Consider the following 14,852-nt stretch of genomic DNA (forward strand, 5'->3'; position numbering starts at 1 on the left):
GCACCGGCGGAGCCGGGCCCCGGGATGCCCGGCGGGCCCGGGAAGCTCGGGAAGCCGAAGAAGGTGCGCTCCTTCTGGAAGGAGCTGCCGATCCTGGTCATCATCGCGCTGGCTCTGGCGCTGCTGATCAAGACCTTCCTGGTGCAGGCGTTCTCCATCCCGTCCGACTCCATGCAGAACACCCTGCAGCGGGGCGACCGGGTGCTGGTGGACAAGCTCACCCCGTGGTTCGGCTCCGAGCCGGAGCGCGGCGAGGTGGTCGTCTTCCATGACCCGGGCGGCTGGCTCGGCGAGACGCAGACGACTGACTCCGGCCCGGTCGCCGAGGGTATCCAGAAGGCGCTCAGCTTTATCGGGCTGATGCCTTCGGCGGAGGAGAAGGACCTGATCAAGCGGGTCATCGCGGTCGGCGGGGACACCGTCTCCTGCAAGCGCGGCGGCAAGGTCGTGGTCAACGGCAAGCCGCTGGACGAGCCGTACATCTTCCCCGGGAACACCCCCTGTGACGAGAAGCCGTTCGGCCCGATCAAGGTGCCCGAGGGCCGGATCTGGGTGATGGGCGACCACCGCCAGGACTCGCTGGACTCCCGCTACCACCAGAACCTGAACAACGGCACGGTCTCGGTGGACGATGTCGTCGGGCGCGCGTTCGTCGTCGCCTGGCCGATCGACCGCTGGTCCACCCTGCCGGTGCCGGGCACCTTCGACCAGCCGGGTCTGGGCGCGGCCGCCGCGATGGCCCCCTCGGCCGTGGGGCTCGCGGGTGCGCTGCCGATCGTGCTGTGGCGCCGCCGCAGGCTGATCGCCAAGGTCCGGGCCGAGGCCGAGGTCCGGCCGGATCGGCTGACCGCCGACTGCTGACGGGGCTCGTACCGCCGGGTAAGGTGCGGTCCCGTGTGCCCCAGGGCACACGGAACCTGATCTTCTACGTCTGTTGCGTACGGCGGGAGCACTGGAATGAGCGGAGCCCAAGGGGTCGGGGGCGGCACATCGCGGCGCACCCCGGGCAGCGTGCTGTCCGGGGTGGCGGTGGCCCTCGGGTGTGTGCTGTTCCTCGGAGGCTTCGTCTGGGGCGCGGTGCTCTACAAGCCGTACACCGTCCCGACCGACTCCATGGCGCCGACGATTGCCAAGGGCGCCCGGGTGCTGGCGCAGCGGGTCGACGGCGGCGAGGTGCGCCGCGGCGATGTGGTGGTCTTCCGCGACCAGGTGTGGGGCGATCTGCCCATGGTGAAGCGGGTCATCGGGGTCGGCGGCGACCGGATCGAGTGCTGTGACAAGCAGGGCCGGCTGCGGGTCAACGGCAAGGTCTTCGAGGAACCGTATCTGAGCTCGGGGGAGCAGGCGTCCTCGACGGTCTTCTCCACCACCGTGCCCAAGGACCGGCTGTTCCTGATGGGCGACCACCGCAGCGACTCCCTCGACTCACGAGTGCATCTCACCGACGAGGCGGGCGGCGCCGTGGAGCGGGGCGCGGTGGACGCCCGGGTGGACGCCACGGCCTGGCCGCTGGGGGCCTGGGGGACCGTGGGGCGGCCCGACGCCTTCAAGGCGCTGCCGGGCGGGATCTCGCAGCCGGGGCCGCTGGGGCCGATCCTGATCGCGGTCGTCACCGGCGCCGTGCTGATCCTGGGGGGAGCGGCCTACGGGCCCGTCGTCCGGCGCAGGGCGGGCGGCGGCGCACGGCGGGACCAGGCGGCGAAGGGAAAGGTGGCCGCGCGTGGCTGAGGGGGCCGACGGAGCCGGGCCGACCGGCGCGGACGAGCGGCGGCTGCGGAAGGTCGCCCGGGTGGTGCTGCTGGATCCGCAGGACCGCATCCTGCTGCTGCACGGCTTCGAACCGGACGATCCCTCGTCGACGTGGTGGTTCACCCCGGGAGGCGGCCTGGAGGGCGAGGAGAGCCGTGAGCAGGCGGCGCTCAGGGAGCTCGCGGAGGAGACCGGGATCACCGATGTGCGCCTCGGCCCGCTGCTGTGGCAGCGGATCTGCTCCTTCCCATTCGCCGGGCGGCGCTGGGACCAGGACGAGTGGTACTACCTGTGTCGTACCCAACAGACCACGGCACGGGCCGGCGGCGGGCTGACGGAGCTGGAGCGGCGCAGTGTGGCCGGGCTGCGGTGGTGGACGGCGGATGAGCTGGCCACGGCCACCGAGCCGGTGTACCCGACACGGCTGGCGGAGCTGTTGCGTACGCTGCTCGTCGAGGGACCCCCGGGTGCACCGGTGATCCTGGAGACTGAGCGCGTCTGACGCACAATGGGGGGACGCACGGCTGAAGGGGAACATGCCATGAGCGCCGAGGACCTCGAGAAGTACGAGACCGAGATGGAGCTGAAGCTCTACCGGGAGTACCGCGATGTCGTCGGTCTGTTCAAATATGTGATCGAGACCGAACGCCGCTTCTATCTCACCAACGACTACGAGATGCAGGTGCACTCGGTCCAGGGTGAGGTCTTTTTCGAGGTGTCGATGGCCGACGCCTGGGTCTGGGACATGTACCGCCCGGCCCGTTTCGTGAAGCAGGTACGGGTTCTCACGTTCAAGGACGTGAATATCGAGGAGCTGAACAAGAGCGACCTCGACCTTCCGAGTGGCTGAGTTGTCCACAGCCGGGCGTCCGTCCACAGGAATTCTCCAAGATCCCTGAGCGGGGTGCGGGGGCGTCACAGTCGGTGCCGGAGGTGGTGCCGAATGAACGCCCGAGGAGCGCTGGGCCGCTACGGCGAGGATGTGGCGGTCCGCAGGCTGGCGGAAGCCGGGATGACCGTCCTGGAGCGCAATTGGCGGTGCCGGGACGGCGAGATCGACATTGTCGCGCTCGATGCCGGTGCGCTGGTGGTGTGCGAGGTCAAGACGCGCCGCGAGGGTGGCTACGAGCATCCGATGGCGGCTGTCGGACCGGACAAGACCGAGCGGCTTCGGCGGCTGGCGGAGTGCTGGCTGGAGCGGCACGGCGGCCCGCCGCCGGGCGGTGTGCGGATCGACGTGGTGGCGGTGGTGCTGCCCCGCCGGGGCGCGCCCGTGGTCGAGCATGTGCGAGGGGTGGCCTGATGGGGTTCGCCCGCACCTGCTCGGTGGCGCTGGTCGGGGTCGAGGGCGTCGTGGTCGAGGTCCAGGCCGATCTGGAGCCGGGAGTGGCCGCCTTCACCCTTGTCGGGCTGCCCGACAAGAGCCTGGTGGAGAGCCGGGACCGGGTCCGCGCGGCCGTCGTCAATTCCGGCGGCGAATGGCCGCAGAAGAAGCTCACGGTCGGGCTCAGCCCGGCATCCGTCCCCAAGGGCGGCAGCGGCTTCGACCTGGCCGTGGCCTGTGCGGTGCTCGGCGCGGCCGAGCGTGTGGATCCGCGTGAGATCGCCGATCTGATGATGATCGGGGAGCTGGGCCTGGACGGCCGGGTCCGGCCGGTCCGCGGGGTGCTGCCCGCCGTGCTCGCCGCCTCCGAGGCGGGGTACCGCCAGGTCGTGGTTCCCGAGCAGACGGCGGCGGAGGCGGCCCTGGTGCCGGGCGTCTCGGTGCTGGGCGTGCGGAGCCTGCGCCAGCTGATCGCGGTGCTGACGGACGAGCCGGTGCCCGAGGAGGAGGAGACACAGGAGCTGGGCCGCCCCGATCCGATGCTGGCGGGGCTCACCGTGCCCGGCGCCGGTATGGGCACCGGTGTCGCCGCCGTGCCCGGGACCGGCGCGGGGCGGCCCGATATGGCCGAGGTCGCCGGGCAGCGGGCCGCGCGCACCGCCCTGGAGGTAGCGGCCGCGGGCGGGCACCACCTCTTCCTCAGCGGGCCTCCGGGCGCCGGGAAGACCATGCTGGCCGAGCGGCTGCCGGGGCTGCTGCCGCCGCTCACCCAGCAGGAGGCCCTGGAGGTCACCGCGGTCCATTCGGTCGCCGGGGTCCTCCCGCCGGGCCAGCCGCTGGTGGAGAGCCCGCCGTACTGCGCCCCGCATCACTCGGCCACCATGGCCGCGCTCGTCGGCGGGGGAAACGGCCTGCCCAGACCCGGCGCGGTCTCGCTCGCCCACCGCGGAGTGCTCTTTCTGGACGAGGCTCCCGAGTTCAGCGGGAAGGCGCTGGACGCCCTGCGGCAGCCCCTGGAGTCGGGGCATGTGGTGGTGGCCCGGTCGGCCGGGATGATGCGGATGCCGGCGCGTTTCCTGCTGATGCTGGCGGCCAACCCCTGCCCCTGCGGGCGCTATGGGCTGGTGGGCGATGTCTGCGAGTGCTCGCCCACCACGGTCCGCCGCTACCAGGCGAGGCTGTCGGGGCCGCTGCTGGACCGGGTGGACCTGCGTGTCCATGTCGAAGCGGTGAGCAGGGCCGAGCTCACCGGGGCGCGTGCCGGGGCGGAGGACAGCGCTTCCGTCGCGGCCCGGGTCCGGGAGGCCCGGGAGCGGGCCGCCGCCCGCCTCCAGGACACCCCCTGGCGGCTGAACAGCGAGGTGCCGGGCCATGAGCTGCGCACCCGCTGGCAGCCGTTCCCCGGTGCGCTGCGCGAGGCCGAGCGCGATATGGAGCGCGGGTTGCTCACCGCCCGAGGGCTCGACCGGGTGCTGAGGGTTGCCTGGACCGTCGCCGACCTGGCCGGGCACGACCGGCCCGCGGCGCCGGACATCGCCCAGGCGCTGCAGTTACGCACCGGGCTTAGCCGCGGGGTGCCGGTCGCGGCGGGGGAGTGCTGATGTCCGCTCCTTTGGCGGGTGGCCGCGGCGCCGCCGTCCCCGCCCTGTTCGCCGAGCCCTGGCAGGGACAGGGCGCCCCGGATGGGGCGCGGAGAGCCCTGGACGAGGGAGGGCAGGGTGTCCCGGACGCGGGGCACGGCGTCTCGGGCGAGGAGCACGGGGCCGTGGACGCGGGGCACGGTGCCCCGGACGGGGCGCAGGGGCTCCCCGAGGGGCACGGCGTCCCGGACGAGGAGCGGCTGGCGCGGGCGGCGCTCACCCGGCTCGTGGAGCCCGGGGACCATGCGGTGGGGCGCTGGCTGCGTCGCATGGGGCCGGTGGCGCTGTGGCGGGCGCTCACCGGGAAGGGCAAGCCCCCGCCCGGGGCGACCGGGGACCGGCTGGCCGGATGCGCGCTGCGGGCGGCCGGGCTGGACCCGGCCGCCGACCTCGCGCTGATCGACCGGCGCGGAGGGCGGTTCATCTGCCCCGGGGATCTGGACTGGCCCGGTCAGCTCGACGATCTCGGGGACGCTCGCCCGGTCGGGTTATGGGTGCGCGGCCCGGCCGGCTTGCGGATGTGGGCGCTGCGCTCGGTCGCTGTGGTGGGAGCGCGGGCCTGCAGTGACTACGGCGCGCATGTCGCGGCGACGCTCGGCGCCGGGCTGGCCGAGCGGGGCTGGGTGGTCGTCTCCGGTGCGGCCCATGGCGTGGACGGCGCGGCTCACCGAGGGACGCTAGCCGCGGGCGGGGCCACCATCGCGGTGCTCGCCTCGGGTGTGGACGTCCCCTATCCGCGAGGGCATGCCGAGTTGATCGAGCGCATCGCGGAACAGGGTCTGGTACTGGCCGAGTTGCCGCCCGGTGCGCATCCGACGCGCCCCAGATTCGTGCTCCGCAACCGGGTCATCGCCGCGCTCACCCGAGGCACGGTCGTGGTCGAGGCCCAGTTCCGCAGCGGATCGCTGGTCACCGCGCGCCGGGCACAACAGCTCGGGCGGTCCACCATGGGGGTGCCGGGTCCGGTGACCAGCGGGCTGTCCGCCGGGGTGCATGAACTGCTGCGCGGTGAGGCGGTCCTGGTCACCGATGCCGCCGAAGTGGCCGAGCTCATCGGCGGCATCGGAGACCTCGCCCCGGAGCGGCGAGGCCCGCTGGTCGAGCGAGACCTTCTCGATCCCGTGACGGCACGGGTGCTGGAAGCGTTGTCGGCACGAGGCGGCAACGACCTGCGGGAGGTGGCCCGGGAATCCGGGACCGGCTGCGACGAGGCCCTGGGCCGGCTCCATGAACTGCTCGCCCTGGGCTTTGTCGAACGTCATGGCGATCGATGGGAGTTGGTCCGTCCCGTGAGCCCGAGCGATGGCGCACGGCGAGGCGATCCCCCGAATCGGGGCAATCGGGTGAAAGGGTTGAGGCGATGACCGTATCCGCACACCGCCGAGCCGAAGCCCTTCGCATACCGCGACGCCGCAGTCACGCTACGCTCACAAGGTTTCCGGCGGAAGCGTACGTCCTCACCCATGTCATGGCAGAACGGCTCAAGGCGACGAATGCCCCAGCACATCTCCGGGTCTGATAGCGCGGCGCCGCCCGCGGCTCGCGGCGCGGTGCGCCCTGCCGCGCCCTCATCGCTCGACGAGCTGTGGCGGTCGTACAAGACCACGGGCGACGGCCGGCTGCGGGAGCAGCTGATCCTGCACTACTCACCGCTGGTGAAATATGTGGCCGGCCGGGTCAGCGTCGGGTTGCCCTCCAACGTCGAGCAGGCGGACTTCGTCTCGTCCGGGGTCTTCGGACTCATCGACGCCATCGAGAAGTTCGACCCCGAGCGCGCCATCAAGTTCGAGACCTACGCGATCACCCGGATCCGCGGCGCGATGATCGACGAACTGCGGGCACTGGACTGGATCCCGCGGTCGGTCCGTCAGAAGGCCCGGGCCGTGGAGCGGGCGTACGCCACGCTGGAGGCCCAGCTGCGCCGCACCCCCTCGGAGGCCGAGGTGGCGGCCGAGATGGACATCAGCATCGAGGAACTGCACGGCGTTTTCAGCCAGTTGTCGCTCGCCAATGTGGTCGCTCTGGAGGAGCTGCTGCATGTCGGCGGCGAGGGCGGCGACCGGCTCAGCCTCATGGACACCCTCGAGGACACCGCCGCGGACAACCCGGTCGAGGTGGCCGAGGACCGGGAGCTGCGCAGGCTGCTCGCCCGAGCGATCAACACCCTCCCGGAGCGGGAGAAGACCGTGGTCACGCTCTACTACTACGAGGGGCTCACGCTCGCCGAGATCGGCCAGGTGCTCGGCGTCACCGAGAGCAGGGTCAGCCAGATTCACACCAAATCGGTGCTCCAGCTGCGGGCGAAACTCGCCGACGTCGGCCGCTGAATCGTCCCTCCGGCATCGCCCTTCCGGTGGCCTCTTCCGTAGAGTGGTCGGGTGCCCAGGATTCGAGCGGCCTCAGTGGCCGAGCACCGAACGATGCAGCGCGCGGCCCTGCTGGAGGCCGCCCGCACCCTGCTGTCCGAGGGCGGCACGGAGGCGCTGACCTTCCCCGCCCTCGCCGAGCGCACGGGACTCGCCCGGTCCTCCGTCTATGAGTACTTCCGCTCCCGCGCCGCCGTGGTCGAGGAGCTGTGCGCCGTCGACTTCCCGGTCTGGGCCGCCGAGGTCGAGGCCGCCATGGAACGGGCCGACGGGCCGGAGGCGAAGATCGAGGCGTATGTGCGTCGGCAGCTGGCGCTCGTCGGCGACCGCCGGCACCGCGCGGTCGTGGCGATCTCCGCCGGTGAGCTGGACTCGGGCGCGCGGGAGAAGATCCGCGCCGCCCATGGCGGACTGATCGCCATGGTGGTCGAGGCCCTCGCGACCCTGGGGCATGAGCAGCCGCGGCTCTCGGCCGTGCTGCTCCAGGGCGTGGTGGACGCCGCGGTCCGGCGCATCGAGCTCGGCGCGGCCGAGGACCCCGAGCGGATTACCGAGGCGGCCGTCGCCATGGCCCTGCGCGGCGTCCGGGGCTGACCTCCGCCGGTCCCTTCCGCTCCACCGGGTGCGGGGGCGCGGCCCAGGCGGATCCGGGCCCAGAGGGATGCCGCCACCAGCGCCGCGGCCACCGGCAGCCGGGTGCCCCCGGAGGGGGAGGCAAGGGCGGAGACCGTCGGCGCGTCGCGCACCCCGAACACCGGAAGCAGCCGGGAGGGCCCGCCCCGCAGCATCGACGGCGGCAGCAGCGACAGGGGATCGAGATAGCGGTCCGCGCGCCGCAGCCCCCAGTGCAGACAGCCGGACCGGCAGTGGAAGGGGCCCGGCGCCACCACGCCGACCACCTGCCCTGCGGCCACCCGCTCACCCTTGGCCACCGTGGCGCGTACCGGTTCGTAGGTGGTGCGCAGCGGAGGGGAGCCGGTCCCGGACACCTCGATCACCAGCACCCCACGGCCCGCGACCGGACCCATGAAGCTCACCCGCCCCGCGCCCGCCGCCCTGACCCGCTCGCCCGGGCGCGCCGCGAGATCGACCCCGCGATGCCCCGCCGCCCAGGGAGCCGGAGGCGGTTGCCAGCCCCTCAGTACGGCTGGCCGCACCGCGCCGGGCACACCGTCGACCGGCCACGACCGCTCCCCGCCCGGCCTCGGCCTCGACGCGGGGCCCTCAGCCGGACGGGACGCCACGGCCGTCGCCGATACCCCGCCGGGATCCGGCATCCGGCCCGGACCCGGCCCCCCGTCCGGACCCGGCACCCCGCCCAGTCCCGGCACCCCGCCCGGACTCGGCACCCCGTCCGGACCCGGCGCCGCGCCCGGGTCCGCCGCCGCGGCCCGCGCCGCCGAAAGAGGCACCGCCGGAAGAGGCGCCGTCGGCTCCGGCAGCATCGACAGCACCGGCAGCGCCAGAATCACCAGGGCAAGAGCCCGCCCCACCACAAGCCTTCGCATGTCCTCCACGATGACCCGGCGACCCGAGACGGGTGGATCATGGACGGAATCGGGGGACTACTCACGGGTTGTGGATAACGCCGTCACCCGGCACCGTGCCCGTCCCGTACACTTCTTATGGCGATCCGGGTCACCGGATCGACTTCGCACGCCCCGCCACCGACGCTCCGATCGCGCATCGGTCAGCTCGGTGGCCGCGCCCCTCGGTCCTTGGACGACCCCCGAAAGGGCCTCGTCCGTGGCAGGCGCGTCGGGACGTCAGGAGCGGCGGCCGCCCGGCCGCCGTGGAACCGAGTACCTCAAGGAGTACGGCCATGGCCGTCGTCACGATGCGGGAGCTGCTGGAGAGCGGCGTCCACTTCGGGCACCAGACCCGCCGCTGGAACCCGAAGATGAAGCGCTTCATCTTCACCGAGCGCAACGGCATCTACATCATTGACCTGCTCCAGTCGCTGTCGTACATCGACCGCGCCTACGAGTTCGTCAAGGAGACCGTCGCCCACGGCGGCTCCATCATGTTCGTCGGCACGAAGAAGCAGGCGCAGGAGGCCATCGCCGAGCAGGCGACCCGCGTCGGCATGCCGTACGTCAACCAGCGCTGGCTGGGCGGCATGCTCACCAACTTCTCGACCGTCTACAAGCGCCTGCAGCGCCTGAAGGAGCTCGAGCAGATCGACTTCGAGGATGTGGCCGCCTCCGGCCTCACCAAGAAGGAGCTCCTGGTCCTCTCCCGCGAGAAGGCCAAGCTGGAGAAGACCCTCGGCGGTATCCGCGAGATGCAGAAGGTGCCGAGCGCCGTCTGGATCGTCGACACCAAGAAGGAGCACATCGCCGTCGGTGAGGCGCGCAAGCTCCGGATCCCGGTCGTCGCGATCCTCGACACCAACTGCGACCCGGACGAGGTCGACTACAAGATCCCGGGCAATGACGACGCGATCCGCTCCGTCACCCTGCTCACCCGGGTGATCGCCGACGCCGTCGCCGAGGGCCTCATCGCCCGTTCCGGCGTCGCCACCGGTGACGAGAAGGCCGACAAGGCCGCGGGCGAGCCGCTGGCCGAGTGGGAGCGCGACCTGCTCGAGGGCGAGAAGAAGGCCGACGAGGCCGAGGCCAAGCCCGCCGAGGACGCCAAGCCTGCCGAGGATGCTGCGGACAAGCCCGCCGAGGATGCTGCGGACAAGCCCGCCGAGGCCGCCGCGGACAAGCCCGCCGAGGCCGCCGCGGACAAGCCCGCTGAGGACGCCAAGCCCGCCGAGGACGTCGCTCCTGCCGAGGCCCCCGCCGCGGGCACCGAGCAGGGCTGACCACTCAGACGTCACTCAGACGGTGTATGACGGCGGGGGACGGTGCCGATGGCGCCGCCCCCGCCGTTCACCCGTAGAGCTTTCGACTTTCGAGAAGAGATTTACAGATCATGGCGAACTTCACCGCCGCTGACGTCAAGAAGCTCCGTGAGCTGACCGGCGCCGGCATGATGGACTGCAAGAAGGCGCTGGACGAGGCCGAGGGCAACGTCGACAAGGCCGTCGAGATCCTGCGCGTTAAGGGCCAGAAGGGCGTGGCCAAGCGGGAGAGCCGCAACGCCGAGAACGGCGCTGTCGTCTCCCTCATCGCGGACGACAAGACCTCCGGCGTGCTGGTCGAGCTGAAGTGCGAGACGGACTTCGTCGCCAAGGGCGACAAGTTCGTGGCCGTCGCCGACGCCATCGCCGCCCACGTCGCCAAGACCTCCCCGGCCGACCTGGACGCCTTGCTCTCCTCCGAGATCGAGGCGGGCAAGACCGTTCAGGCGTTCGTCGACGAGGCCAACGCGACCCTCGGCGAGAAGATCGTCCTGGACCGCTTCGCGCAGTTCTCCGGCGGTTACGTCGCGGCGTACATGCACCGCACCAGCCCGGACCTGCCGCCGCAGGTCGGCGTCCTGGTCGAGCTGGACAAGGAAGACGCCACGGTCGCCAAGGACGTCGCGCAGCACATCGCCGCCTTCGCCCCGAAGTTCCTCACCCGCGACGAGATCTCGGCCGAGACGGTCGAGAACGAGCGCCGCGTCGCCGAGGCCACGGCCCGCGAGGAGGGCAAGCCCGAGGGCGCCCTGCCGAAGATCGTCGAGGGTCGCGTCACCGGTTTCTTCAAGGAGAACGTCCTGGTGGACCAGCCGTTCGCCAAGGACAACAAGAAGTCCGTCCAGAAGGTCCTGGACGAGGCCGGTGTCTCGCTCAAGCGCTTCGCCCGTTTCCGCGTCGGCGTCTGAGCCGAGCAGCGAATGACCGTCGACCCCGATAGGGTCGTAGTCAGCCAACCGTCAACCGGTCGGCCGCAGATGTGACGAGGAGGCCATTGCCGCAGAGGTCGTAACAGGACCCGTCCGGCAGTGGCCTTCTTCGTATGTGCACGAGGAGATCTCCAATGAATCACGGCGCGGACGCCAAACAGGCCGCCGACGACAAGAACGCGCACGGTGCGGCCAAGCATGGTCGCTTCATGCTGAAGCTGTCCGGCGAGGCGTTCGCCGGAGGCGGGGGACTCGGCGTCGACCCCGATGTCGTGCACGCCATCGCCCGCGAGGTCGCCGCCGTGGTCAGGGACGGCGCCGAGATCGCCATCGTCATCGGTGGCGGTAACTTCTTCCGCGGTGCGGAGCTGCAGCAGCGCGGTATGGACCGCGCCCGCTCGGACTACATGGGCATGCTCGGAACCGTCATGAACTGCCTCGCCCTCCAGGACTTCCTGGAGAAGGAGGGCATCGACTCCCGCGTTCAGACCGCCATCACCATGGGCCAGGTCGCGGAGCCGTACATTCCGCTGCGTGCGGTGCGCCACCTGGAGAAGGGGCGCGTGGTCATCTTCGGCGCGGGTATGGGCATGCCGTACTTCTCCACGGACACCACCGCGGCCCAGCGGGCGCTGGAGATCGACGCGCAGGCCCTGCTCATGGGGAAGAACGGCGTGGACGGGGTCTATGACTCCGACCCCGCCCGTAACCCCGATGCGGTGAAGTTCGACGCCCTGGAGTACGGCGAGGTGATCACCAGGGACCTGAAGGTCGCCGACGCCACCGCGATCACCCTCTGCCGGGACAACAAGCTGCCCATCCTCGTCTTCGAGCTCCTGGCCGAAGGAAATATCGCGCGCGCGGTGAAGGGTGAGAAGATCGGCACGCTGGTGAGCGACCAGGGCTCCCGGGCCTGACGGCTCGAACGGGGGATGGACAACGGCCTGCCGGTCGGACACCGTGCAGGAGAAGACGCACGCAGGGGCGAGGCTCTGCTTACTGATAACACCAGGAGCAAGTGGTGATCGAAGAGACCCTCCTCGAGGCCGAGGAGAAGATGGAGAAAGCCGTTGTGGTCGCCAAGGAGGACTTCGCCGCGATCCGCACCGGGCGTGCGCACCCGGCGATGTTCAACAAGATCGTGGCGGACTACTACGGTGCGCTGACGCCGATCAATCAGCTCGCGTCGTTCTCGGTGCCGGAGCCGCGCATGGCCGTGGTCACGCCGTTCGACAAGACCGCGCTCCGCAATATCGAGCAGGCGATCCGGGACTCGGATCTGGGCGTCAACCCGAGCAACGACGGCAACATCATCCGGGTGGTGTTCCCCGAGCTCACCGAGCAGCGCCGTAAGGAGTTCATCAAGGTCGCCAAGGCCAAGGGCGAGGACGCGAAGATCTCGATCCGCAGCGTCCGGCGCAAGGCCAAGGAGTCCATCGACAAGCTGATCAAGGACGGCGAGGTCGGCGAGGACGAGGGACGCCGCGCCGAGAAGGAGCTCGACGACACCACGGCGAAGTATGTCGCGCAGGTGGATGAGCTGCTCAAGCACAAGGAAGCCGAGCTGCTCGAGGTCTGATGAACGACTCTTCCTGGGGGGCCCCACCAAGCGCCGGATTCCGGGCACCGGGCGGTCAGGGCACCTCCCCCGGCTACGGCTGGGTGGCGGCGCCTTCTTCGGCGGGTCCCGCGCACGAGGTGGGCGAAGCGGCGCAGACTCGCCCCATGCCCACCGTGCCCCACGCGGGCGGCAACTCCGGCGAGGACGCCGACCGTGACCGGGGGGCCGCTCGGCTGAGTGGCCCCCTCTTCCGCGACGAGCAGGAGCCGCAGCCCGGACCCCGGCCGCCCGCCGGGCGCCCGCCGACGCCCCCCGACCCCGCGCCCGACCCGGCCTCGGCCGACGGCGGCGCGCGCGGGGCCGGTGCCGGGCAGGGGAAGAAGAGCGCGGGCCGTAATCTGCGCGCCGCGATAGGGGTGGGCATCGGCCTCGGCGTGATCATCGTGGCCTCGCTCTTCATCTACAAGCCCGTGTTTGTCGGCGTGGTGGCGGTCGCGGTGGTGGTCGGGCTCTGGGAGCTGACCTCACGGCTGACCGAGCGCAAGGACATCCGGGTCCCGCTGGTGCCGCTCGCGGTCGGCGGGGTCGCCATGATCGTCGCCGGCTATGTGCGCGGTGCCCAGGGCGCGGTGGTGGCGGTGGCGCTCACGGCGCTCGCGGTGCTGGTCTGGCGGATGACCGAACCGCCCGACAACTACCTCAGGGATGTCACCGCGGGCGTCTTCGCCGCCTTCTACGTGCCGTTCCTGGCCACCTTCGTGGCGCTCATGCTCGACACCGGGGACGGCCCGTGGCGGGTCCTCACCTTCCTGCTGCTGACCGTGGTCAGCGACACGGGGGCGTACGCGGTGGGCTGGCGCTTCGGCAAGCATCCGCTGGCGCCGCGGATCAGCCCCGGCAAGACCCGCGAGGGGCTGCTGGGCGCGGTGACCTTCGCGATGGTCGCGGGCGCGCTGTGCATGCAGTACCTCATCGACGACGGCGTCTGGTGGCAGGGCCTGCTGCTCGGCCTCGCCGTCGCGGTCAGCGCGACCCTGGGCGACCTCGGCGAGTCCATGATCAAGCGGGACCTCGGCATCAAGGACATGGGCAAGCTGCTGCCCGGCCATGGCGGGATCATGGACCGGCTCGACTCGCTGCTGCCCACCGCGCCGGTCGCGTGGCTGCTGCTGGTGATCTTCGTGGGCGGCGGCTGACGAGGCCGCCCACGGGCCCCGCGCCACGCATGGCGCGGGGCCCTTCGTACGTCTGCGACACTGGGTGAATCATGCCTAAGCCCGGAGAACTCACCTTCGCCGCGCCGCGCGGGGCCAAGAAGCCCCCGCGGCATCTTGCCGACCTCACACCCGCCGAGCGCCGGGAGGCCGTCGCCGCCCTCGGGGAGAAGCCCTTCCGGGCCAGTCAGGTGTCGCGTCACTACTTCGCGCGCTACGTCGACGACCCCGCACAGTGGAGCGACATACCGGCCGCCGCGCGCGAGAAGCTGGCCGCCGGGCTGCTGCCGGAGCTGATGAGCGTGGTGCGCCACGTCAGCTGCGACGACGACACCACGCGCAAGACCCTGTGGCGGCTCTTCGACGGCACGCTCGTGGAGTCTGTACTGATGCGCTACCCGGACCGGGTCACCATGTGCATCAGCTCACAGGCGGGCTGCGGGATGAACTGCCCGTTCTGCGCCACCGGCCAGGCGGGGCTGGACCGCAATCTGTCCACCGCCGAGATCGTGCACCAGATCGTCGACGGAATGCGGGCTCTCCGCGACGGTGAGATCCCCGGCGGGCCGGCCCGGCTGTCCAACATCGTCTTCATGGGCATGGGCGAGCCGCTGGCCAACTACAACCGCGTCGTCGGCGCCATCCGCCGGCTCACCGACCCCGAGCCCGACGGCCTCGGCCTTTCGCAGCGCGGGATCACCGTCTCGACCGTCGGCCTCGTGCCGGCGATGCTGCGGTTCGCCGACGAGGGGTTCAAGTGCCGGCTCGCGGTGTCGCTGCACGCGCCCGACGACGAGCTGCGCGACACCCTCGTGCCGGTCAACACCCGCTGGAAGGTGCGCGAAGTCCTGGACGCCGCGTGGGAGTACGCGGAGAAGTCCGGCCGCCGGGTCTCCATCGAGTACGCGCTGATCAAGGACATCAACGACCAGGCGTGGCGCGCCGATCTGCTCGGCCGGCTGCTCAAGGGCCGCCGGGTGCATGTGAACCTCATTCCGCTCAACCCGACGCCCGGCTCCAAGTGGACGGCGTCCCGGCCCGAGGACGAGAAGGCGTTCGTGGCGGCCCTGGAGGCCCACGGGGTGCCGGTGACCGTCCGGGACACCCGTGGCCAGGAGATCGACGGGGCCTGCGGGCAGCTGGCGGCTTCTGAGCGCTGAGGACCGGCTGATACGGTGCCTGAGCGTCGTCGCATCATGCGGTCGTCGTAAAACTGAA

The 14,852-nt window shown here is 71.3% G+C and carries 15 protein-coding genes and 1 pseudogene; 15 read left to right on the top strand and 1 reads right to left on the bottom strand.

Translation table 11 applies throughout. The annotated features are described in order from the left end of the window. Window positions 1-24 precede the first annotated feature (24 nt). From lepB (CGL27_RS33340) to CGL27_RS33380, 9 genes are all read left to right on the top strand, one after another. Entirely contained in the window at window positions 25-861 is an 837-nt protein-coding gene (gene lepB, locus CGL27_RS33340; RefSeq protein ID WP_078643993.1) for a signal peptidase I, read from the top strand. 96 nt (window positions 862-957) lie between these two features. Continuing rightward, window positions 958-1,728 carry a signal peptidase I gene (gene lepB / locus CGL27_RS33345; RefSeq protein WP_078643995.1) on the top strand — a complete coding sequence of 257 codons (771 nt, stop codon included), beginning with the start codon at window positions 958-960 and terminating at the stop codon, window positions 1,726-1,728. Beyond that, entirely contained in the window at window positions 1,721-2,251 is a 531-nt protein-coding gene (locus CGL27_RS33350) for an NUDIX hydrolase (protein ID WP_078643996.1), read from the top strand. The genes lepB (CGL27_RS33345) and CGL27_RS33350 overlap by 8 nt, the downstream gene beginning before the upstream one ends. A gap of 39 nt (window positions 2,252-2,290) precedes the next feature. Beyond that, a complete protein-coding gene (locus CGL27_RS33355) occupies window positions 2,291-2,599 on the top strand; it encodes a DUF2469 domain-containing protein (RefSeq protein WP_004944840.1) in 309 nt (102 codons plus the stop codon). 93 nt (window positions 2,600-2,692) lie between these two features. Continuing rightward, the gene (locus CGL27_RS33360; RefSeq protein ID WP_078643998.1) at window positions 2,693-3,052 is read left to right on the top strand and encodes a YraN family protein; all 360 of its coding nucleotides are present in this window, start codon (window positions 2,693-2,695) and stop codon (window positions 3,050-3,052) included. After that, window positions 3,052-4,674, top strand: a complete 1,623-nt coding sequence (locus CGL27_RS33365; protein ID WP_078643999.1) for a YifB family Mg chelatase-like AAA ATPase — start codon at window positions 3,052-3,054, stop codon at window positions 4,672-4,674. Before CGL27_RS33360 ends, CGL27_RS33365 begins: the two co-directional genes overlap by 1 nt. Further along, window positions 4,674-6,077: a DNA-processing protein DprA gene (gene dprA / locus CGL27_RS33370; protein WP_240450724.1), complete on the top strand. Its 1,404-nt coding sequence runs from the start codon at window positions 4,674-4,676 to the stop codon at window positions 6,075-6,077. Before CGL27_RS33365 ends, dprA begins: the two co-directional genes overlap by 1 nt. A gap of 129 nt (window positions 6,078-6,206) precedes the next feature. Further along, complete coding sequence (gene whiG / locus CGL27_RS33375) at window positions 6,207-7,040, top strand: RNA polymerase sigma factor WhiG (protein ID WP_014055202.1); 834 nt, start codon at window positions 6,207-6,209, stop codon at window positions 7,038-7,040. Between the two features lie 93 nt (window positions 7,041-7,133). After that, complete coding sequence (locus CGL27_RS33380; protein WP_078644001.1) at window positions 7,134-7,673, top strand: TetR/AcrR family transcriptional regulator; 540 nt, start codon at window positions 7,134-7,136, stop codon at window positions 7,671-7,673. Window positions 7,674-7,900: 227 nt separating this feature from the next. Here CGL27_RS33380 and CGL27_RS33385 read toward each other — a convergent pair. Further along, window positions 7,901-8,587: pseudogene (locus CGL27_RS33385) on the bottom strand (M23 family metallopeptidase); the annotation flags it as partial. Between the two features lie 314 nt (window positions 8,588-8,901). Here CGL27_RS33385 and rpsB point away from each other — a divergent pair. The 6 genes from rpsB to rlmN all read left to right on the top strand — a co-directional run bounded on the left by rpsB (window position 8,902) and on the right by rlmN (window position 14,794). Then, on the top strand, window positions 8,902-9,891 hold the full coding sequence (gene rpsB, locus CGL27_RS33390) for a 30S ribosomal protein S2 (protein WP_119991638.1): 990 nt from the start codon (window positions 8,902-8,904) through the stop codon (window positions 9,889-9,891). Between the two features lie 110 nt (window positions 9,892-10,001). Further along, window positions 10,002-10,838, top strand: a complete 837-nt coding sequence (gene tsf, locus CGL27_RS33395) for a translation elongation factor Ts (protein ID WP_014055205.1) — start codon at window positions 10,002-10,004, stop codon at window positions 10,836-10,838. Between the two features lie 155 nt (window positions 10,839-10,993). After that, window positions 10,994-11,776: a UMP kinase gene (gene pyrH / locus CGL27_RS33400; protein WP_014055206.1), complete on the top strand. Its 783-nt coding sequence runs from the start codon at window positions 10,994-10,996 to the stop codon at window positions 11,774-11,776. A gap of 104 nt (window positions 11,777-11,880) precedes the next feature. After that, complete coding sequence (frr, locus tag CGL27_RS33405; RefSeq protein WP_059144208.1) at window positions 11,881-12,438, top strand: ribosome recycling factor; 558 nt, start codon at window positions 11,881-11,883, stop codon at window positions 12,436-12,438. Continuing rightward, window positions 12,438-13,616, top strand: a complete 1,179-nt coding sequence (locus tag CGL27_RS33410; protein ID WP_119991639.1) for a phosphatidate cytidylyltransferase — start codon at window positions 12,438-12,440, stop codon at window positions 13,614-13,616. The genes frr and CGL27_RS33410 overlap by 1 nt, the downstream gene beginning before the upstream one ends. Window positions 13,617-13,687: 71 nt before the next feature. Then, complete coding sequence (rlmN, locus tag CGL27_RS33415) at window positions 13,688-14,794, top strand: 23S rRNA (adenine(2503)-C(2))-methyltransferase RlmN (RefSeq protein WP_078644005.1); 1,107 nt, start codon at window positions 13,688-13,690, stop codon at window positions 14,792-14,794. Window positions 14,795-14,852 lie beyond the last annotated feature (58 nt).

The sequence above is a fragment of the Streptomyces sp. 11-1-2 genome, assembly GCF_003595545.1.
Classification (GTDB): Bacteria; Actinomycetota; Actinomycetes; order Streptomycetales; family Streptomycetaceae; genus Streptomyces; species Streptomyces hygroscopicus_B.